Raw genomic sequence first — 20,664 nt, 5'->3', positions numbered from 1 at the left:
CTTACTATTATATCAAATTTTGGAATAAATTATTGCTTAGAAAGACCAAATAAAAAAACTTTCCACAAATGAAAAGTTTTTCATCGTGAAAAGTTTCTGTTTTCTCGTAGAAATCCAGTTTCTAATATACTTAATTGTTTCCTCGCATCAAACATAACTTGATCGAAAAAGCGTAAATTAGTTACTTTTTCATGCTCCATTGTTTTTTTAGCATCTAACTCGACTTGATTAAAAATCATCAATACCAGTTTGACTACATCTTCTTCAAAGATACCATTTTTTAAAGGTAGCCTTCTAACGATTGTCGCCACCATTTCATAGCTAGCCTTATTCACTCTTTCAAGATAATCATCAATTTCTTGATTCATCTCTTCAGGTAACTGCTCCAAATGACTGTATACATCTAAAATTAGTTGCATCTCAAACTGGTGGCTTTTAGCTAATTCAAATTTTTTCTTTAAAGAGTAATCAAACAAGTCAATTAGACTATTCGTAGGGTATTCTCCTTCATTCATGGCTTTTTCTAGTTGAACAATCGCCTCTCTGATCGTTTCACTGTAAAGATTTTTCTTTGTTTTAAAATAATGAAACACTAAGCCTTTTGAAACATTCGCTTTCTCAGCAATAATATCTGTCTTGGTTTGATAAAAACCATTAGTTGCAAATTCTTCTGTTGCAATTTTTAAAATTTCGATTTGTTTTTCTTCCATTAAATTTCCAAATCCTTTCGTTGATAAATAATGATGGAGAAGATGAATAGCAAAAGACTAATACCTATAAGGATTCCAATTAAAGGATAATCCATTCTCTTTTCTAAAATAGCCGCTGGATTCGCTTTAGCAATTGGTGAAATATCAGTTAGATAAGAAAACTTTTCTTCTAAATCTCCAACAATTCCAAATAAATAAAAGATGAAAACAAGTCCCATACTAATCCCCTGATTAACCTGTTTTAAAAAACTAGACAAAAGAAAACCTAAACTTAAAAAGAAAACTAAAACAACAAATTCAGTTATAAAAATCTTCGATAAAGATGTTATAATTTCTTTATTTTTTAAAAGACCGTCATTGAAAAATAATGTAGTTGCTATACTTACACTATAGGTAACTAGCCAAAAGACAAAAAGCATACTCAAAGTCGCTGCAATTTTTTCTAAAATAATTTTCTTTCTACTAACTGGTTGAGCATATAAAAACTCAATTGTCCCATCTGTTTCTTCTTTAACTAACATTTTGTTGCCTAACATAATAGAAAAAATACTTGCTGCTATAAAAATATATTGAAAGATATAGGCAAAAAAGCCCGTTGGTTCTACTAAACTCGGTCCTGAATTTAGATGAAAAGCTTTTAGCATATTTTGTGGCAGTGTATCTAATTTGGTTGTCATCATTTCTTTCATTCCAGAAGATGACATGGAAGGAAAAATACTCATAAATACAACAATAATCACAGCCAAAGCAATCGTCCAAATCAGCAAACTCTTTCGATTATTTTGCCATTCTATTTTAAAAACTGTCATTTTTCTTACCTCCTACTCGTACATTGATAAGAATTTATCTTCTAAATCAAGAGGTTTTATTTCTAAATCTGTTATTTGGTGATCACTTAAATAGTGAATAAGTTGATCAATCTCTTCTTTGTATAAAAATTGCCAGTTGGTATCGTTCACTTGAACTTGAGTTGCTCCTAATTTTTCAAGGTCTTCTTTTTGAATTGTTTCAGAAACCACATTTACTTTTTTCTCAATCTCTTTTCCTTTATGGATTGTTTCGATTGAAATAATTTTTCCATTTTTTATAAAGGCTGCTCGATCACAGTGTGTTTGAATTTCATGTAAATCATGACTAGATAAAAAAATTGTCATTCCTTCTTTACTTTTCTTCTCTAAAACTTCAAACAACCGGTGTTGAATCATCGGATCTAGCCCATTAGTTGGTTCATCTAAAATAAGTAATTTAGGATTTTGAAGAAGTGCTGAGACAATCGCTACTTTTTTCTTATTCCCTAAAGATAAATCAGCTATTTTTTTATTGGGTTCAATTTCAAAATAAGCTAAATACTCATCAATTAAAGTCTGGCTATTCTTAATGCCATGAAACTCAGCGGTGTATTTAAATATATCTAAGGAGGTCATTTCATGATAGTAGCGAACATCACTAGAGACATAACCAACTTTCTTTTTGATATCAATACTTTGCTTAATACAATCCATTCCAAAAATTCTAGCTTCTCCACTGGTTGGAAATATAAAATTAAGAAGCATTTTTATTGTAGTAGATTTTCCAGCACCATTTGGACCAATAAAACCAAAGATTTCACCTTCTTCAATCTCTAAAGAAATATCATCAACAGCTTTCATATTTTTATACTTTTTTGTTAAATGACAGATTTCAATTACTTTTGACAATTCAAACACCTACTTTCTTCTAATGGATATCCTTATTCTAATCTCTATTGACCTTTTAGTCAATATCGCTCAAAAAAACATTACACTAAAAATCAGTGTAATGTTTTTAAACTTGATTATAATTTTTCAACCCTTGTTTAATTCCAATAATAAATGTTACTACTGTAAAGACAATCATCGGTATAACTTGAATTAATTTTCTTAACAAGTCTTCTTTACTATTTCCTTCGTATACATATTCTTTACTTGGAAAAATCAAATAAGAAATACTATCCCAGAATCCAGAAAAATTAATCACAAAAACAACAAAAGATATGAGGGCTAGTAATAGCCAAAATACAACAATAAAATTAGTTTTTTTCATGTTAATCACTCACTTTCTCTTTTAAAGAAGCAACTACATTTATCAAAAATCACCATCTATTTATACTTCAATTATACTATAGCCTATATCGTTTTTCTAAACATTCATCTAATTTAAAAGTATTTTTGATACCTTTCTAAAATTAACTCTGGTGATAGACCTTCAAAAACCGAATCGTTGGTTAAAAAACTAGTTGTAGCACCAGAATAACCCAGTTCAACGAGGTCTTTGGTCAAATATTTACCTTGTAAGATTCCCCAAATTAAAGAACTGGTAAAAACAGCTGTGGAGCCATTACTATTGAACTCAGGCGTTAAACGTTTCTTTATTTTATAAACATTATCTACTTCCCAATAAGAAACATCACCTGACTTTTCCACAATGAGTAAAGACTTAATGCCTTCAGCTAATATCTTTTTAGTTCGTTGTTCCATTGTAATTAAGTTCTCATCAAAATAATACGCTAATGTTTTTAATTCTAAATCAGAAAGAACTAACAATTCTAGTTTAGATAAAATTGGAATCAATCTTAAAACCTTATTGATAGAAACAGATTTGGCGATAATTGGCACATCCACATATTCACTCAAATGTTTAATCGTTTCTTCTGGTAAATTATCATCAATGACACAATACTTCGACTGATTAATCCGTTGTAAATAACGATTAATTAACTCTGGTGATATATTCTCTAAAATTCTCATATCATCTAGTCCAACTCTAAAATCACTTGCATAATCTTCCAAATAAACAAACGTCGATGTATTAAACCCACTAATTTTTTCACAACAGTCAATTGATAGACCATGCCTTCTAGCATCTAATACAAAACGATCGCCGTTAACATCATCTCCATAAACAGAAATTAGATTGGTACTAATACCTAATTTAGTTAGGGCTAACGCCATATTTCGTCCTGCCCCACCAAAGTAATAATTAATTTTTCCTGGATTAGAATTATTAACAATTACTTTTTCTTTTGGAACAGCTACAATATCCATGTTAATACCACCAATAACAGTGACAAAACTAGGATTATTAACAATATAACCTTTTCCCTTTATGTAGCCTTTCTTCATTAAGTTATGAATATGTGCTGCCACACCTGATCTTGATATGCCTAACTCAAACGCTAATTCTTCTTGAGATATGGTTGGATTATCTCGAATAATAGCTAATATTACTTTTTCTCTTTCTGTCATAAAAAATCTCCACCTCTATTTTTATAAACATTTGTTTATTCACTATATAATAGTTTGACTATTTTTGGAAGCGCATCCTATAATAAATATGTAAATAAATTGATGAGGTGGTTACAGTGGAAGATAAGTACATTGTAGTGGTCGGTGGTTTAAACTTAGACATCGCAGGTTTGTCAGATAAAAACTACCATGAAAAAGATTCAAATATTGGAAAAATAAGTTTGAGTGTCGGTGGTGTTGGACAAAATATTGCTCAAAACCTAACTCGTTTAGAAGCACCAACTTATTTAATTACTGTGTATGGTGATGATAGTTTTGGTGAGATTCTAGAAAAAGAATGTCAAAAAAATCAAATCAATCTTGATCATGCTGAAAAAATTCCTGGTGAAAATAGCTCAACTTATTTATACGTAGCAAATGACCAAGGAGATATGGTAACTGCTATCAACGATATGAGCATTGTAAAACAAATGACTCCTCGTTTTTTAGAAAAAAAATTAGATTTTATCAACAACGCTGAAATGCTTGTACTTGATGGTAATATTTCTCAAGAATCCATTGAATACTTAGCACAGCATGTCACTGTTCCTATTTTTGTTGACCCTGTCTCTATTGCTAAAGTTGGAAAATTTAGGCATGTCCTTGATAAAATTGATACGATTAAACCAAATGACCTCGAAGCAGAACTTTTAACTGGTGTTAAAGTAATCGATTGTGAAACTGGAAAAGAAGCTGCCCATCAATTAAATTTAAAAGGTGTTAAAAATGTTTTTATTTCTTTAGGAAAAAAAGGCATACTATGTTCTCGGCATGACGAGGAACCAACTTTAATTCCTCCAATGGCAGAGACTATTATTAGTACAAATGGTGCTGGTGATTGTACTATGGCAACTATTGCCTGGGCTAGATTTTATTATGGCGATGTTTTACCTCTAAAAGAAATCGGTCAATTGTCTCAAGCTGCTGCAAGTATTACTGTAGAGTCACCTCTTTCAGTATCAGAAGAGTTAAATATCAAAAATATCGTCCATCGATCTACGAAATATATGGAAATTATTTAAAGGAGCGTATTAATTATGGTAAAAAAACAAATTTATTCAATCGTAAATTACAATGAGGCAGTTCAAACAATGGATGCTGGGGCTGACCATATTGGACTTGTGCCAATGCAAACAGGCGGTATTCCTGCTCACCGTGTTCCTTTTGATGTTGTGGATAAAATCTACGCTGAATGCAAACGACGCGGTGTTAAATCAATTGCTATCATGTTAAATAAAGATGTGGAAGAAATGTTCTTTATTATCAAACGCGTTAATCCAGACATTGTTCATATTGCTGGTATGGACTATACTGCTGACAAATCTTTTGCTGATCGTTTACGTAAAGAATGTCCAGGTGTTGAATTAATGCAAGCCGTATTAGTAGATGATGAATCCGCTATTGAGCGAGCTAAAGGCTACGCTGAATATTGTGACTACTTACTAACAGACTCTGGATTAGCTAAAGACACAGGAATCGGTGCCAGTGGTCAAACCCATGATTGGAATATTGATCGTACTATTGTGGAAACTGTTAACATTCCTGTCATCATCGCTGGAGGTCTTGGACCAGATAATGTAGAAGATTGTATCAAACAAATCAAACCATTCGGAGTAGATTCTCTTACAAAGACGTCCTATAAATTTGAAGACGGCGTGACAGAAAAAAATATTCCTAAAGTTCGTGAGTTCTGTGAACGTGCTGATAAAGCAGCTAAAGAAATTGGTTTATAAAAGGAGACAATATGTTAGATTATAAATTAGAACAAAAAGTGAAAGTCCTTGTGACTAATGAACTAGCTACAACAACTCTTGATGTTTTAAATGACAAAGGATATCAAAAACCGCTTATTGTGATTGATAATTTCTTACTATCCACAGATGCTATTAAACAATTGTTGATAACTCTAGAAAAAAATCAAAAAGATTATCTTATTTTTGATAAAGTTATCCCCAATCCTCCTATTGAATTAGTGGATAGCGGTGCTTCTTTCTTCAAAGAACATAATTGTGATGCTATTTTAGCAATTGGTGGCGGTAGCGTAATCGATGCTGCTAGAGGAATGAACATTGTTAGACTTCTAGGTGGAAGTATTGCCGATTATGCATATGATAAAGAAATCACTGAATTTTGTCATGGTTTAATTGCTATTCCGACAACTTCTGGAACAGGTAGTGAATTATCGAATGCTTTGATTGTGACAGATACCATAAAAAATGAAAAGTTAGCTGTTTTATCAAATGAAATTGTTAGTGAGGTAGCTATTTTAGCGCCAGAACTACTGGTCTCTCTACCAAAACAATTAACTATATCAACAGGATTAGATGCTTTCTCCCACGCTGCTGAAGCTTATACATCTAACTTATCCACACCTGTTGTGGATGCCATTTGCGAAAAAATAATGTTTTTAATCTATAACTATTTACCACTGGCAACAACTGATGGACAAAATAAAGAAGCACGCGAAAGAATGATGGTTGCTGCAGCACTTGGCGGCTGGGTATTGAATAATGGCGGCACTCATATTGGGCACTCCCAAGCCCATATCATTGGCGCAAAACTAAATATTCCTCACGGCCAAGCATGTGCTTACGCTTTACCTGGTACACTTAAAGCAACAGCTAGTGTTAAACCTAAAAAAATTAAAGAAATTGGTTACATCTTAGGAGCTACCTTCCCAGAAGGAGCTGATGAAGCTGAGATTGGCAAAATCACCTCACAAAAATACCGTGAATTTAGAGATGACGTTTTAGGATTAACTGCTTTTGATACTTTAAACATAAAAAGAAAAGACGTTTTAGCTTTAACAGCGGATGTCCAACATGAACGTTTTGCTGGTAACACGCCATTTGAATTGTCGAGTGAAATTGTTGAAGAATTATTAGCTGAATTTGGACTATAGATAAAATCAAAACCACCTATTATTAGTAAGTTTAGGTGGTTTTATTATTGATAATATTTCGTTATGTTATAATTTAACGTGATCAAGAAAGGAAGGTATCTCATGACTCTACCCGTTTATGTAGCAAGTGCATTCAGTAAAAATCAAAATGGTGGTAATAAGGCTGGTGTAGTACTCAATCAAGAGACATTAACTGTTAATCAAAAAATGTCGATTGCCAAACAATTAGGCTATGCAGAAACTGCGTTTGTCACAGAATCTGAAATAGCTGATTTTAAAATTGAATACTTTACACCAAAAGAAGAAGTTGATTTATGTGGACATGCAACCATTGGCTCATTTACTATATTGATGCATTTAAATAAATTAACTAAAAATAATTATACCATCGAAACAAAGAGTGGTGTTCTTACGATTACGATTAAAGATGATGTGATCTTCATGGAACAAAACACACCTACTTTTTACGAAACAATTGATTCAAATGAATTGAGAGATTGTTTTGATATCAATGACATCGATACTCATTATCCCATTCAAATTGTATCGACTGGTTTAAAAGATATATTAGTACCCATCAAAAGTGAAAAACAATTAAGTGAATTAACACCTAACTTTGAAAAAATTAAAGAAATTAGCGAACAATATGATGTTATCGGGGCTCATCTTTATACGTTTGATGAAACACGAATCATCTGCCGTAATTTTGCACCTCTTTATGATATCAATGAAGAAGCAGCAACAGGCACTTCAAATGGAGCACTTGCTTGCTATCTTTATGAAAAACATGAGCTTGTTAGAGATACTTATGTATTTGAACAAGGCTACTCTCTAAACTCACCTTCTGAAATACTAGTTAAGCTAGAAACAACGGAGCAAAAAAAAATTAAAAAAGTTTACGTTGGTGGTAGAGGTTTTTACTGTGAAACCAAATCTTTAAGTTTATAAAAAAAAGAAGCTGTGACTAAAGTTTTAAAACTTTAATCATAACTTCTTTTTTACTTCTTCTCTTTTTTCTCAGGTTTAACATAAACAAAATCAGGATTAATTTGATTATCTAATTCCTTAAAGGCTTTTTGCATCCGTCTTTCAACTTCAGCAATCCCTTCTTTGTCTAATTTTTTGATATCTGAAATATCAATTGGTTCACCAAAAGCTAGCGTCACACGACGTTTAGTCCATAAACGGCTAAATTTAACAGGCCCCTGATAAACTGCTGGAACAATCTTCACTTTAGCCATCTTAGCTATAACGGCTGCTCCACCCTTTAAATCGTCCGAATAACGACTGCCACTTGGAAATACCATGACACTTAAATCCGTATTTTTTAATGCTTTGACAGGTGTTTTAATAGCACTAGGGCCAGGATTTTCTCTATCTACTGGGAAAACATGACATTTTTTCAAAATAAAACCTAAAATAGGATTATCAAACAGCTCTTTTTTAGCCATAAATGAAAATTTCTTTGGCCATGCTCCCATAGCAAAGTATAGAGGCTCATACCAAGTTCTATGAGGGCCTACTAAAACATAATTTTCCTCTTTAGGTAAATTGTCTCGACCTATGTAACGGGCGTTTGTATTAATAAAAAATGTTAAAAAGCGAACAACTGCTAATAAAAATCGATACATAATATTTCATCCTTTTTATTTAAATTCCTTATCAGTATGCCTAATTATTCAAAAACTTGCAAGCTTTTCTTATCTAAACATATCTTACCATGCTATAATAAAAACATTGATTTGAAAGGAAGTTTCTCATGGACAATTTATTAAAAAGTGGCGAACGAATTGATCAACTCATTGCTAGAGGGGTTAAAATCATTCAAAGTCCGGATGTCTTTTCATTTTCTCTTGATGCAGTTCTTCTAGCCTACTTCGCCTCTATCCCCAAAAAAGGAACTATTGTTGATTTTTGTTCTGGAAATGGTGCGGTTGCTTTATTTATGGCACCAAAAACAAAGGCATCCATTACTGGAATTGAGCTGCAAGAGCGTTTAGCTGATATGGGAAAAAGAAGTATTTTACTCAATGAATTAGAAGAACAAGTAACCATGGAACAACTTGATATAAAAGAAGTTAGTACAAAAATAAAAAGTGATTCTGTCGATTTTATTACGTGTAATCCACCTTACTTTAAAGAACAACCAAACAGTAAAAAAAATCCTAATCCTTATTATGCTATTGCAAGACATGAAATTCACTTACAGTTAGATGATGTCTTTAAATCTGCCTCAAAATTGTTAAAGATGAATGGAAAAATCGCAATGGTTCATCGCCCTGATCGATTAATGGATATTTTAGATAGTATGAGAAATCATCGAATTGCACCTAAAAAAATTCAATTTATCTACCCTAAGGTAGGAAAAGAAGCCAATACTATTTTAATCGAAGGAATTAAAGATGGGAAAACAGATGGTCTAAAAATATTGCCACCACTTTACGTTTACGGAGAAGATAATGAATACCTACCAGAGATTAAGGAAATGCTCCATGGGACAAAGTGAGGAACATTATTTTTATGTACTATGCTGTAAAGATGATACTTTCTACGGTGGTTACACAACTGATTTAAACAGACGATTAACAGAGCACAACACTGGAAAAGGTGCTAAATATACACGCTTATCTAAACGTCGACCTGCTACAATAATTCATCACGAAGTCTTTGAAACTAAGAGCGAGGCAATGAAAGCAGAATATGCTTTTAAACAATTAAGTAGAAAACAAAAAGAATATTACTTAGAAAACTTTTCAAAAAAATAAAGCCTGCATTTAAGCAGACTTTTATTTTTTTGCACAGAACGTAATTAAAGAAGCTTGAGGATTTTTTCCGTAACCTATCTCATAAGATATCTCAGAAAAACCAGTTTTTAGTAACATTTCTTCAAATTCTTTTATGCCGTACCAGTACAACGTAAAATGAGATAATTCTGTCTCTTTAACTATTCCTTTTTCAACAAATTCGTAACGATGAATATAAGAAACTTTTTGTTCTTGCCAATCTATTTCTTTTGCCGTACTCGTAAATAATAGTCCCTCATCTTCAGATAGCGGATAATTTGCGACACTGATTTCATCTGATTTAAACCACATTGGTAGTTCAATATCAATTAATAATTGACCTGACTCTTTTAGATGCTTAAAAAATGATACCAATACGTCTTGGATAATTTCTCTTGGTAACAAACAAAAACTACCCGTTGGCATCATAATCGCTTCGTATTGCTTATTAAGATTTAATTTCGTTAAATCTTCTTGATAAAGGATACCTGTCACATCAGCTTTAGCCATATTAATCTCGCACTGCTCTAACATTTCTTTTGATAAATCAACACCCTCGATTGCTAAACCCTTTTGTAAAAACGGAATCATCATTCTTCCAGTTCCTACTCCTGCTTCTAGAATCGTCCCCGAGCAATTCTTCAATTTATCATAGTAATATTCAAGATCCCCATCTATTGAAAATCCCACTGGTTTAGTCATTTCATAAAGTTTAGTACTTAATTTACCATATTCAACAAACATTACTACCACTCCTTTTGTCTTCATTCTAACATAAAAAAAGTTGCGACAATTAAGTCACAACTTTTTTTTAATCTAACGGTTCATAAAAATTCCCCATAATAGTTACATTCTCGGATATACTAACAAATGCTTTAGGATCAGAATCACGCATAGCATTTTGTAAAATTGGAATTTGATCACGTGTGATGATTGTAATCAAAATAGTTAACTCATTGTGATTGAAAGCTCCTTCTGCATTATTAACAATCGTAATTCCTCGACGAATTCTTTTTTGCACTTCGCATATAACAGCTTCTGGTTTAGTCGTTATAATCATAATTTGCATTTTTTTCTGCTTGGTAAATACCATATCTACTACTTTTCCATTTACAAAAATTGAAAAAGCACTATAAAAAGCGTACGGCCAACCAAATAGAAAACCTGATGTCATAATAATGCATGCATTAAAAATAATATTTAAAGACCCCACATTACGACCAGTCATTTTACGAATTGTTACACTAACAATATCTAATCCACCAGAAGACAACCCTGCCCTTAAAGCAAGACCAACACCTAACCCACAAATTCCCCCACCAAATATAGCACAAATGATAGGATCTTTTGATAAAGTTGTCACCGGTACTATTTGAATAAAAAACGACGTCATAAAAACTGAAAACATTGTAAAGACGGTAAATTTTTTACTAATTTTGAACCAAGCCAAAATAAATAACGGAATATTTAATGCATAAAGCACAACAGACATTGGTAACTGAACACTTCCAATATCCTCAGATAATGTCACAATAATTTGTCCTAAACCTGTTACACCACTTGCATAAATATGGCCTGGTTGCCAAAATAAGTTTAAGGCGATAGCTTGCAACATCCCATTGATGACAGCCATTGATATTCTTTCCATATACCCATTCTCAATAAACTGTTCTTTAACTGTTTTTAATTTTAACATGTCATCTTTAAACTCCTTCAAGTAAAAGAAAATCTGTAATCACACAACATCCAATTTATTTTTTATCCGTGACAATATTCAAATGTAACTCTTCCATTTGAGCTTTTGACACAAGACCTGGAGCATCAGTCATTAAATCAACTGCACGATTATTTTTAGGGAAGGCAATCACTTCACGAATATTATCTTTTTTCGCTAACAGCATAATCAAACGATCTAATCCTAGAGCAATGCCGCCATGTGGTGGAAAACCATACTCTAATGCGTCTAATAAAAAGCCAAATTGCTCTTGAGCTGATTCTTTTGTAAAACCTAACGCTTTAAACATATCTTCTTGCACGTCACGTTGATAAATTCTTAAAGAACCTCCTCCTAGTTCATAACCATTTAAAACAACGTCATATGCTTCTGCGTAAACTTTTTCTGGAGCTGTTTTTAAGAGCTCTACATCACTTGCTTTTGGCATTGTAAATGGATGATGAGCTGCTGCATAACGTCCTGCTTCTTCGTCATACTCTAATAACGGCCAATCAACAACCCATAAGAAGTTAAATGTGTCTTCATCTATTAACTCTAATTCTTTTCCTAATCGATTTCTTAAAGCACCTAATGAGGCAGCAACAACTTCTTTTTTGTCTGCAACAAACATTAGTAAGTCACCCACCTCAGCGGCAGTTGCTTGAATGATTTCTTCTTGTTTTTCCACTAAGAATTTAGCAATCGGTCCTTTCAGTCCATCTTCTTCAACCTTAACCCAGGCTAATCCTTTTGCACCAAATTGAGATAACCATTGACCTAAATTATCCATGTCTTTTCTTGAATATTTGCTAGCAGCTCCTTTAGCATTTAAAGCTTTGACTGCTCCACCGTTTTCAAGTGTTGATTGGAAAACTTTAAATTCAATATCAGATACAGCATCTTTCATTTCAATTAATTCCATTGCAAAACGCGTATCTGGTTTATCTACACCGTAGCGTGCCATTGCGTCATCATAAGTCATACGAGGAAATGGTAATGTAATCTCTTGATTCATGACTTCTCTCATCACTTTTGCTAACATTTCTTCTGTATAAGTTTGAATTTCCTCAGCTGTTAAAAAGCTTGTCTCAATATCGACTTGGGTAAATTCTGGTTGACGATCTCCACGTAAATCTTCATCTCTAAAACAACGAACGACTTGGTAATATTTGTCAATTCCAGCCCCCATCAGCAATTGTTTGGTTGTTTGTGGTGATTGAGGTAATGCATAAAAATGCCCTTCATGAACTCGTGACGGAACTAAATAATCACGTGCCCCTTCTGGAGTTGATTTATTTAAATAAGGTGTTTCGATATCCATAAAGCCATTATCATTCAAATAATTACGAATGACTTTGCTTGTATCATGACGTAATTTTAAATTAGCAAACATTTCAGGGCGTCTAATATCCATAAAACGATATTTCATTCGGGTGTCTTCATTCACTGTTTGATTATCATCAATTACAAACGGTGGTGTTTTGGCTTCATTGTAGATAACAATGTCACTAGCGATAATTTCAAACTCACCCGTTTTCATTTTAGGGTTAATAGCACTTTCTCGTTTTACAACCGTTCCTGTTACACCAATAACGTATTCACTACGGCATTTATCCGCAACCTCTAAAGCCTCTTTAGAGGTTTCAGGATTAAATACAACTTGGACAATGCCTTCTCTATCACGTAAATCAATAAAGATTAAACCACCTAAATCTCGGCGTTTTTGAACCCATCCTTTTACTGTTACTTCTTGGTTCAAATGCTCTTTAGATATTAATCCGCAATAGCTTGTTCTTTTTTCCATCTCTTCTACTCCTTTAATTTTTTTCAGCTGACAAAAAAAGCCCTTGTTTAAATAAACAAGGACGAATGATGACTCACACGTGGTACCACCTAGATTTGAGAAACTATACCGTCTCTCCTCTTAACTATCGATTAACGCTCGTAACGGAATGATTTTAGTCATTCATCTCCAGAGTGTCTTTCCTTTTTATTAGACTAATCTCACCTTTTTAGTCTTCTCTTTAAGCAAAAAGTACTTTCTCTTTCATTGATATTATACCTAAAAATTACTAGAAATACCCTTAAAAGTCAAGGTATTTTAGATTAAAATATCCTCACTACTCTTATTTTCTATTTTTTGTTATAATTGTCCTTACTACAATAAAATACAGTACTGGAGTATAGAGAAGTGAGAAATTCAGACACAAGTAAAAATACAATTAAGCTTTTAGTGTTTAACCTTATAATAGTCGGTTTAGTCATCGCTGGTTTCTATTTTATGCATGGAACAAATCAAATTGTAGATGTTCAAACAATTGCATTAAATGTTAGAGAAAAGCCAAATGCAACATCTCCTGTTCTAACCCAAGTTCATAGGGAAGACAGAGTAACTATTAAGGAAAAGAAAAAAGGCTGGTATAAAATACAAACTTCTGAAAAAACGGAAGGATGGGTACCAGAATGGCTTATTTTTGATGGCACTTCAGGTCCATATACCTATTTACCTGCTGTTATCACACAGCGAAATACAGAATTAAAAAAATCAAACAGTGAAAACAGTAAAACCATAGACACATTAAAGAGGAAGCAAAAAGTCTTTGTCACTCTAGAATTAAACGGATGGTGTCGAATTTTTGTCGATGGCAATTATGGATGGGTCCCAACAGATACTATTGATATCAGAAAAAACCAACAACCTAAATTTGAAGTTGATGACACACTCCAAGTTGCTCTAGATAATGCGCCTTTGTATTCTAAGCAATCTGAGTCAAGTCAAATAACTGATACTTTAGATTATGCTGAAAAAATAGTTTTGAAAGAAGTCAGTGATTACTGGTATCAAGTTCGTACAGATTCAGGAAAAACAGGTTATATGAGAAGCTGGGAAATAACTAACAATAAAATTAGCCAAAAAGAAAAACGACCTAGGGAACCTCTACCAGAACATGTGATTATGTTAGATCCAGGCCACGGTGGTAATGACCCTGGGGCACAAACAAATGATGGGAAAGTATTTGAGAAAAATTTAACCCTTCAAACAGCTAAAGTCGTTAAAGATAAACTTGAGGCTCAAGGTTATAGCGTCTTAATGACTCGTTCTAAAGATGATTTTGTATCTTTATCAAAAATTGCACGAATTAGTAATGAAAGTCCTGCCGATATTTTTATTAGTATGCACTATGACTCAACTGGTAATCCAAATGAAGGATCAGGAACAACAACATTCTACCGTAATAAAAATGGTAGACAGTTAGCTCAGGCAGTAAATGATCAAATAGCTGCTATTCTACCTCTTGAAAATAGAGGATTCGGCACACAAGACTATCAGGTACTAAGAGAAAACGAAAAACCTGCTATTTTACTTGAATTAGGCTATATCAATAATGATACTGACGCAGCCTATGCTCAAAATAAGAAATACCATAAAAAAGTAGCAGAAGCTATCTATGAAGGTAGTACTAACTATTTCCTTGAACTAAACAAAAAAAAATAAAGGTAAAGCCATTTTTGAGCTTTACCTTTATTTTTTTATTTTTTAAACTGGAATAAGTCCCCATAGTAAAGCCGCAAGTAAACCACCAATCATTGGACCAACAACTGGTACCCAAGAATAGCCCCAATCAGAGCCACCTTTGTTTTTAATTGGTAAAATTTGATGGGCAATACGTGGACCTAAGTCCCTAGCTGGATTAATAGCATATCCTGTTGGACCTCCAAGTGAAAGTCCTAGAGAAAGGATTAAAACACCAACAACCAGAGGGTTTAGACCATCTGCAAACTTATGTTGTGAGAATGCAAGTAATGCAAATACTAAAACGAACGTTCCAATAATTTCTGTGACCGTATTTGAAACAAGACTTCTTATAGCTGGACCTGTGGAGAATGTCCCAAGAATAGTTGCTTCATCTTTTGTTGCTTCCCAATGTGGTAAGTACGTAATCCAAACAAGCATTGCTCCGACAATACCACCTACAATTTGAGCAATAATGAAAGGAACCACTAAGTTCCATGCAAAATTACCTGCAACAGCCATACCAAATGTTACTGCTGGGTTTAAGTGAGCTGGTCCCATGAAGGATGACACGTAAACAGCAATGGTAACTGCTGCTCCCCAACCTAATGTAATAACAACCCAACCGCCATTTTGAGCTTTACTTTTATTTAATGATACCGCAGCTACTACCCCGTTACCAAGTAGTACTAAAATCAGTGTTCCTAAAAACTCACTAAAAATCTGTAAACTATCTCCGCTCATTTTTTATTCCCCTTTTCAAGTGATTAATATGTCTTGAAATAACTAACCTTTATTTTTTACCAATACGCTTAAACATTTGTGTTGCTTTAACAGCCTCTTTCCATCCAGCATATAAATCATCACGTTCTTCTGCTGACATATTTGGATTGAAAGTATCTCCTTCTCCTTGGAAGGCTCTTAAATCATCTAAGTCTTTCCAAATCCCAACACCTAAACCAGCTAAGTAAGCTGCTCCTAAAGCTGTTGTTTCTAAGTTAGGTGCACGCGTTACGTTAGTATCTAAAATATCTGCTTGGAACTGCATCAACGCATCATTTTTAGCTGCACCTCCATCTACTTTAAGTACCGGAATTTCAATACCGGAATCTTCCTTCATGGCATCAATAACATCTTTTGATTGATACGCAACAGCTTGAAGTGTCGCTTTAACAAAATCTTCTTTTGTTGTAGCACGTGTTAAACCAAATATTGCTCCACGCGCATCTGAATCCCAATACGGTGCTCCAAGTCCAGTGAAAGCTGGTACAACATAGACACTATTATCTCCTGTTGAAGCATTAGCTATCTCTTCAGATTCAGGTGCTGTTTCAATCATACGTAAGCCATCTCGCAACCATTGAATTGCTGAACCTGCAACAAACACACTACCTTCTAGTGCATAATAAACTTTTCCATTAATTCCATAGCCAATCGTTGTTAATAGATTATTTTTAGAAATTTGAGGTTTTTCACCAGTATTCATTACAATAAATGCACCTGTACCATAAGTATTTTTGATCATACCAGGTTCAAAAGCTAACTGTCCGAATAACGCAGCCTGCTGATCTCCAGCCATACCAGAAATTGGGACTTCACTACCGTAGAAATGATAACTTTGAGTATAGCCATAAACTTCTGAATTACTCTTAACTTCCGGAAGTAATGATTTAGGAATATTTAATAATTCTAAAATTTCGTCATCCCATTTTAAATCCATAATATTGTACATCATTGTTCTTGCCGCATTTGAGTAGTCCGTCACGTGAACATTACCATCTGTTAATTTCCACAATAACCATGTATCAATTGTTCCAAAAGCAAGTTCTCCTTTTTCCGCTCTTTCTTGAGCGCCTTCTACGTGATCTAAAATCCAACGAACTTTAGTAGCCGAAAAGTAAGCATCCACCACTAAACCAGTTTTTTTGTGAATCATATCCGCATGCCCATCTTCTTTTAACTTGTCTGCAATTGGAGCTGATTGTCTTGATTGCCAAACAACAGCGTTATAAATTGGTTTTCCTGTTTTTCTATCCCAAATAACAGTTGTTTCACGCTGGTTAGTAATCCCAATCGCTTTAACTTTATCTGGTCGAATACCAGATTCAATAAGAGCTCCTGCTATAACAGATTGAACAGAATTCCAAATTTCATTCGCATTGTGCTCAACCCAACCAGATTCTGGAAAAATTTGAGTGAACTCTTTTTGTGAACTACCAATATTTTTTCCTGACTTATCAAAAATAATTGCTCTTGAGCTTGTAGTACCTTGATCGATTGCCATAATGTATTGCTGTTCTGTCATGTTTCTTCCTCCTTATTAAAGATAGCGCTTTCTTTATATAACATATAATACCCCATTTCAAAAAGATAAAAAAGCCTAATCCCTTAAACAATTTTTGATAAATGTACAAAAAGACAAAAAAACTTTGATATAAAGTAGTTTATACCAAAGTTTTATTTAAATTTTTATTTTTTTGTCTCTCAATTTTTTGTGATTATTTATGATCTGTATCAAAAAAGATAGTTACAGGCCCATCATTTTCAAGGGAAACTAGCATATGAGAACCAAACTCACCTTCACTAACTTCTAATTCATAATTTCTTAATTGTTGATTAAAGTAATGATATAATTTCAACGCCTCATCAGGATGAGCTGACTTGATAAAACTTGGACGATTCCCTTTCTTGGTATCAGCTAATAGAGTAAATTGAGAAATAGAAAGAATACTTCCTCCTACCTGATGAATATCTAAATTCATTTTCTCATTCTCATCTTCAAAAATTCTTAATTGGCTAATTTTCTTTGCTAAATAATCAGCTTCTTTTTCTGTATCACCCTCAGCAACACCTACTAATAATACATAACCTTTACCAATTTTACCTATTTCTTTATCTTCAACAACAACATTTCCATGGTTAACTCTTTGTAAAACAACTCTCATTTGTGAATACCTCCTAGCCATGTGTCCGTCTAACACTGTAAACATCTGGAATAGCTTTAATCTTTTCAACAATCTGCTCTAAATGGCTTAAATTTTGAATAGATACTGTCAAGTGAATAACTGCCATTTTATTTTTAGCAGGTCTAGCCTCAACACCTATTAAACGTTTGGTTTGAGCGTTGACCACTAGTAAAACATCATTTAATAAACCTGAACGGTTATAACCATAAATTTCTAAATCTGCATTGTACTCTTGTTTACCATCAGAAGCTGCATCTTCCCATTCAACATCAATTTGTCTCTGTTGAACTTCTGGTGAGTTGTTCATATTGGGACAGTCTTTTCTATGAATCGAAACACCGCGACCTTTAGTAATGTAGCCGACAATTTCATCTCCAGGTACTGGATTACAACATCGACTGATACGAACTAATAAATTATCTGCTCCCTGAATAACGATACCACCTTCATGACGAATTTTCATCTTAGTTGTATCTTTCTTTTGAACAGGCTGCTTCATTAATTCTTCTGCTTCTTCTTTTTGTTTTTTGACACCGCGCTCTTTACGTTCTTTTTCAGTTAAACGATTATAAACAACTTGAGTCGTCACTTCACCAAAACCAATAGCCGCATATAAATCATCTGAGGTTTGGTAATTAAAACGATCTAGCGCATCAGCTATTTTTTCTTTTGTTAAAAAGTCTTTTGGCGCAAAATCATTGTCCAACAAACAACGTTCTAATGAAGTGCGTCCTTTTTCAATATTTTCATCTCGGTCTTTATCTTTAAAGAAACGTTTAATTTTATTTCTTGCTCGACTTGTTCCAACTATATTAACCCAATCTCGACTTGGACCAAAAGAATTAGCCGACGTTAAGATTTCAATGATGTCACCATTTTTCAATTTATAATCAAGAGGTACCATTTTACCATTTACTTTTACACCAGTTGTTTTATTTCCAACTTCTGTATGGATATTGTAAGCAAAATCCAAAGGTCCTGAACCTTTTGGTAACTCAGTTACATCGCCTTTTGGTGTAAAGACGTATACTTTATCACTAAAGATTTCACCTTTAACATTTGCCATAAATTCAGATGCATTGTAACTTTCATCTTGAAGTTCAATAATTTCTCTTAACAAACTAATTTGATTGGCATTTTTATCTTCTTGTTTTTCAGTTTTTCCTTCTTTATAAGCCCAGTGAGCAGCCACACCAAACTCAGCAATTTGATGCATTTCATGAGTTCTTATTTGAATTTCAATTGGGTTACCACTTGGACCAATAACTGTTGTATGAAGAGATTGATACATATTAGTTTTAGGAACAGCGATATAGTCTTTAAATCTACCTGGAAGTGGTTTCCATTTAGTATGAATAGCTCCTAAAACGGCGTAACAGTCTTTGATAGAATCAACCAAAACACGAATAGCTAATAAATCATAAATTTCAGCAAATTCTTTTTTCTTATCTTTCATTTTACGATAGATAGAATAAATATGTTTTGGTCGTCCGTAAATTTCTGCCTCAATTTCTAACTCTTCTGTCGCCTGTTTGATTTCATCAACTGTTTGAATCACATACATTTCACGTTCACCACGTTTTGAATTCATCAAATGAACAATTCGGTAGTACTGTCTTGGATTTAAATAACGTAGTGAGCGGTCTTCAAGCTCCCATTTGATTAAACTAATCCCTAATCGATGAGCTAAGGGCGCATAAATTTCTAATGTTTCTTTAGCAATTCTTCGTTGTTTGTCTTCTCTTAAATGGTTTAGCGTTCTCATATTATGAACTCTATCTGCTAATTTCACCATAATGACTCTTAAATCTTGAGACATAGCAAGTAACATTTTCCGATGATTTTCTGCTAGTTGTTCCTCATGAGATTTATATTTAATTTTTCCAAGTTTTGTAACGCCATCAACCAACATAGCAACATCGGCACCAAATTCTTCTTCTAAATCTTTTAAAGTTACTTCAGTATCTTCAACAACATCATGTAAAAATCCTGTTGCAACTGTATGTGGGTCCATGCGAAGTTCGGCTAAAATGCCTGCTACTTGAATTGGATGGATAATGTAGGGTTCTCCAGACTTTCTAAATTGTTCAGCATGTGCTTTTGTGGCATAATCACATGCTTTTTGTACAAATTCAACATGAGCTGGATTCATATACTCGGCAACCATCTCTATGACTTCTTTATCTGTTAGTACTTTTTCCTTTGACATATGACCCCTCCTTTTATTTTATTAAAAAAAAGTACTTAATCAGTACTTTTCACTTGTTTAGATTAAACTTATTATACTCACTTTAATTTATGATTTCAATCATTTAAAAACAGACTTTCAAGATACTTTCAAAAAACATTCTTATATATCTAGGAATGTTTTCCGTTTTATGTTATCATACACTAAAATAAAAATACGTTTTAGAAAGTGAGTACCAAATGACAAAAAAAAAACTATTCATTCTTCCTTAGAACTATTAGAAGACATTGACCCTTCCAAAATGAGCGCTTTTTTTAAACTCATGTCTGAAGAAATCAGGTTTAAACTTACCTTTATTTTAGCTCATTACGGAGAAGCATGTGTAAGTGATTTAGCAGAATACGTCGATTCAACTGTCACAACAACTTCTCATCATTTGCAAATATTAAAAAAAAATAAGGTTATCAACAGCCGTCGCGAAGGAAAACAAATATTTTATTTTATAGACAATCCCAAAGTCATTCATTTCATTAATGTTGGACTAGACTTTGGACAACTACCTTAATTAAAGAAAGGAGAGTTACT

Annotated in this window: 21 protein-coding genes and 1 other annotated feature; of the genes, 8 read left to right on the top strand and 13 right to left on the bottom strand. The window is 33.3% G+C overall.

The features are described 5' to 3' along the window. Nucleotides 1–80 precede the first annotated feature (80 nt). The 5 genes from H9L18_RS02635 to H9L18_RS02615 all read right to left on the bottom strand — a co-directional run bounded on the left by H9L18_RS02635 (nt 81) and on the right by H9L18_RS02615 (nt 3,973). Nucleotides 81–710 (bottom strand): TetR/AcrR family transcriptional regulator, encoded by a 630-nt coding sequence (locus H9L18_RS02635; protein ID WP_126793793.1) that lies wholly within the window; start codon nt 708–710, stop codon nt 81–83. Next, complete coding sequence (locus tag H9L18_RS02630; RefSeq protein WP_126793791.1) at nt 710–1,519, bottom strand: ABC transporter permease subunit; 810 nt, start codon at nt 1,517–1,519, stop codon at nt 710–712. The genes H9L18_RS02635 and H9L18_RS02630 overlap by 1 nt, the downstream gene beginning before the upstream one ends. A gap of 12 nt (nt 1,520–1,531) precedes the next feature. Then, entirely contained in the window at nt 1,532–2,407 is an 876-nt protein-coding gene (locus H9L18_RS02625) for an ABC transporter ATP-binding protein (protein ID WP_246433305.1), read from the bottom strand. Between the two features lie 106 nt (nt 2,408–2,513). Continuing rightward, nucleotides 2,514–2,771, bottom strand: a complete 258-nt coding sequence (locus H9L18_RS02620) for a hypothetical protein (protein WP_126793789.1) — start codon at nt 2,769–2,771, stop codon at nt 2,514–2,516. 113 nt (nt 2,772–2,884) lie between these two features. Beyond that, entirely contained in the window at nt 2,885–3,973 is a 1,089-nt protein-coding gene (locus H9L18_RS02615) for a PfkB family carbohydrate kinase (protein WP_126793787.1), read from the bottom strand. A 116-nt stretch (nt 3,974–4,089) separates the two neighbouring features. Here H9L18_RS02615 and H9L18_RS02610 point away from each other — a divergent pair, with 116 nt between their 5' ends. The 4 genes from H9L18_RS02610 to H9L18_RS02595 all read left to right on the top strand — a co-directional run bounded on the left by H9L18_RS02610 (nt 4,090) and on the right by H9L18_RS02595 (nt 7,862). Continuing rightward, nucleotides 4,090–5,034, top strand: coding sequence for a PfkB family carbohydrate kinase (locus H9L18_RS02610; RefSeq protein WP_126793785.1), 945 nt, complete (start codon nt 4,090–4,092; stop codon nt 5,032–5,034). A gap of 15 nt (nt 5,035–5,049) precedes the next feature. Continuing rightward, nucleotides 5,050–5,745, top strand: a complete 696-nt coding sequence (locus H9L18_RS02605) for a phosphoribosylanthranilate isomerase (RefSeq protein ID WP_126793783.1) — start codon at nt 5,050–5,052, stop codon at nt 5,743–5,745. 11 nt (nt 5,746–5,756) lie between these two features. Continuing rightward, complete coding sequence (locus tag H9L18_RS02600) at nt 5,757–6,914, top strand: iron-containing alcohol dehydrogenase (RefSeq protein WP_126793781.1); 1,158 nt, start codon at nt 5,757–5,759, stop codon at nt 6,912–6,914. Between the two features lie 102 nt (nt 6,915–7,016). Next, nucleotides 7,017–7,862: a PhzF family phenazine biosynthesis protein gene (locus tag H9L18_RS02595; RefSeq protein ID WP_126793779.1), complete on the top strand. Its 846-nt coding sequence runs from the start codon at nt 7,017–7,019 to the stop codon at nt 7,860–7,862. A 50-nt stretch (nt 7,863–7,912) separates the two neighbouring features. Here the strand turns inward: H9L18_RS02595 and H9L18_RS02590 are convergent, their stop codons facing one another. Continuing rightward, on the bottom strand, nt 7,913–8,548 hold the full coding sequence (locus H9L18_RS02590) for a lysophospholipid acyltransferase family protein (RefSeq protein WP_126793777.1): 636 nt from the start codon (nt 8,546–8,548) through the stop codon (nt 7,913–7,915). A gap of 125 nt (nt 8,549–8,673) precedes the next feature. Between H9L18_RS02590 and H9L18_RS02585 the strand changes: the two genes are divergently transcribed. Together H9L18_RS02585 and H9L18_RS02580 are read left to right on the top strand one after the other, a co-directional pair. Further along, nucleotides 8,674–9,420: a tRNA1(Val) (adenine(37)-N6)-methyltransferase gene (locus tag H9L18_RS02585; protein WP_126793775.1), complete on the top strand. Its 747-nt coding sequence runs from the start codon at nt 8,674–8,676 to the stop codon at nt 9,418–9,420. After that, nucleotides 9,407–9,679 (top strand): GIY-YIG nuclease family protein, encoded by a 273-nt coding sequence (locus H9L18_RS02580; RefSeq protein WP_126793773.1) that lies wholly within the window; start codon nt 9,407–9,409, stop codon nt 9,677–9,679. The genes H9L18_RS02585 and H9L18_RS02580 overlap by 14 nt, the downstream gene beginning before the upstream one ends. Before the next feature lie 21 nt (nt 9,680–9,700). On the opposite strand, the gene H9L18_RS02575 is transcribed toward H9L18_RS02580, so the two are convergent. The 3 genes from H9L18_RS02575 to aspS form a co-directional block, all read right to left on the bottom strand. After that, a complete protein-coding gene (locus H9L18_RS02575) occupies nt 9,701–10,441 on the bottom strand; it encodes a class I SAM-dependent methyltransferase (RefSeq protein ID WP_185847474.1) in 741 nt (246 codons plus the stop codon). A 67-nt stretch (nt 10,442–10,508) separates the two neighbouring features. After that, nucleotides 10,509–11,393, bottom strand: coding sequence for a YitT family protein (locus tag H9L18_RS02570; RefSeq protein WP_126793769.1), 885 nt, complete (start codon nt 11,391–11,393; stop codon nt 10,509–10,511). Between the two features lie 55 nt (nt 11,394–11,448). Then, entirely contained in the window at nt 11,449–13,215 is a 1,767-nt protein-coding gene (gene aspS / locus H9L18_RS02565) for an aspartate--tRNA ligase (protein WP_126793767.1), read from the bottom strand. Nucleotides 13,216–13,269: 54 nt separating this feature from the next. Continuing rightward, nucleotides 13,270–13,471 (bottom strand) — a binding site (T-box leader). Nucleotides 13,472–13,602: 131 nt separating this feature from the next. On the opposite strand from aspS, the gene H9L18_RS02560 reads away from it, so the two are divergent. Then, nucleotides 13,603–14,907, top strand: coding sequence for an N-acetylmuramoyl-L-alanine amidase family protein (locus tag H9L18_RS02560; RefSeq protein ID WP_126793765.1), 1,305 nt, complete (start codon nt 13,603–13,605; stop codon nt 14,905–14,907). Nucleotides 14,908–14,949: 42 nt separating this feature from the next. Here H9L18_RS02560 and H9L18_RS02555 read toward each other — a convergent pair whose 3' ends face one another. The 4 genes from H9L18_RS02555 to H9L18_RS02540 all read right to left on the bottom strand — a co-directional run bounded on the left by H9L18_RS02555 (nt 14,950) and on the right by H9L18_RS02540 (nt 20,100). After that, entirely contained in the window at nt 14,950–15,669 is a 720-nt protein-coding gene (locus H9L18_RS02555) for an MIP/aquaporin family protein (protein ID WP_126793763.1), read from the bottom strand. A 49-nt stretch (nt 15,670–15,718) separates the two neighbouring features. Next, nucleotides 15,719–17,230 (bottom strand): glycerol kinase GlpK, encoded by a 1,512-nt coding sequence (gene glpK, locus H9L18_RS02550; RefSeq protein WP_126793761.1) that lies wholly within the window; start codon nt 17,228–17,230, stop codon nt 15,719–15,721. A 193-nt stretch (nt 17,231–17,423) separates the two neighbouring features. Then, nucleotides 17,424–17,870 (bottom strand): D-aminoacyl-tRNA deacylase, encoded by a 447-nt coding sequence (dtd, locus tag H9L18_RS02545; protein ID WP_126793759.1) that lies wholly within the window; start codon nt 17,868–17,870, stop codon nt 17,424–17,426. Between the two features lie 13 nt (nt 17,871–17,883). Beyond that, entirely contained in the window at nt 17,884–20,100 is a 2,217-nt protein-coding gene (locus H9L18_RS02540; RefSeq protein WP_126793757.1) for a RelA/SpoT family protein, read from the bottom strand. A 280-nt stretch (nt 20,101–20,380) separates the two neighbouring features. On the opposite strand from H9L18_RS02540, the gene H9L18_RS02535 reads away from it, so the two are divergent. Continuing rightward, nucleotides 20,381–20,644: an ArsR/SmtB family transcription factor gene (locus H9L18_RS02535; protein ID WP_126793755.1), complete on the top strand. Its 264-nt coding sequence runs from the start codon at nt 20,381–20,383 to the stop codon at nt 20,642–20,644. Nucleotides 20,645–20,664 lie beyond the last annotated feature (20 nt).

This window comes from Vagococcus carniphilus (assembly GCF_014397115.1).
GTDB classification, from domain to species: Bacteria; Bacillota; Bacilli; order Lactobacillales; family Vagococcaceae; genus Vagococcus; species Vagococcus carniphilus.
This window is presented reverse-complemented; position numbering and strand designations above follow the sequence as displayed.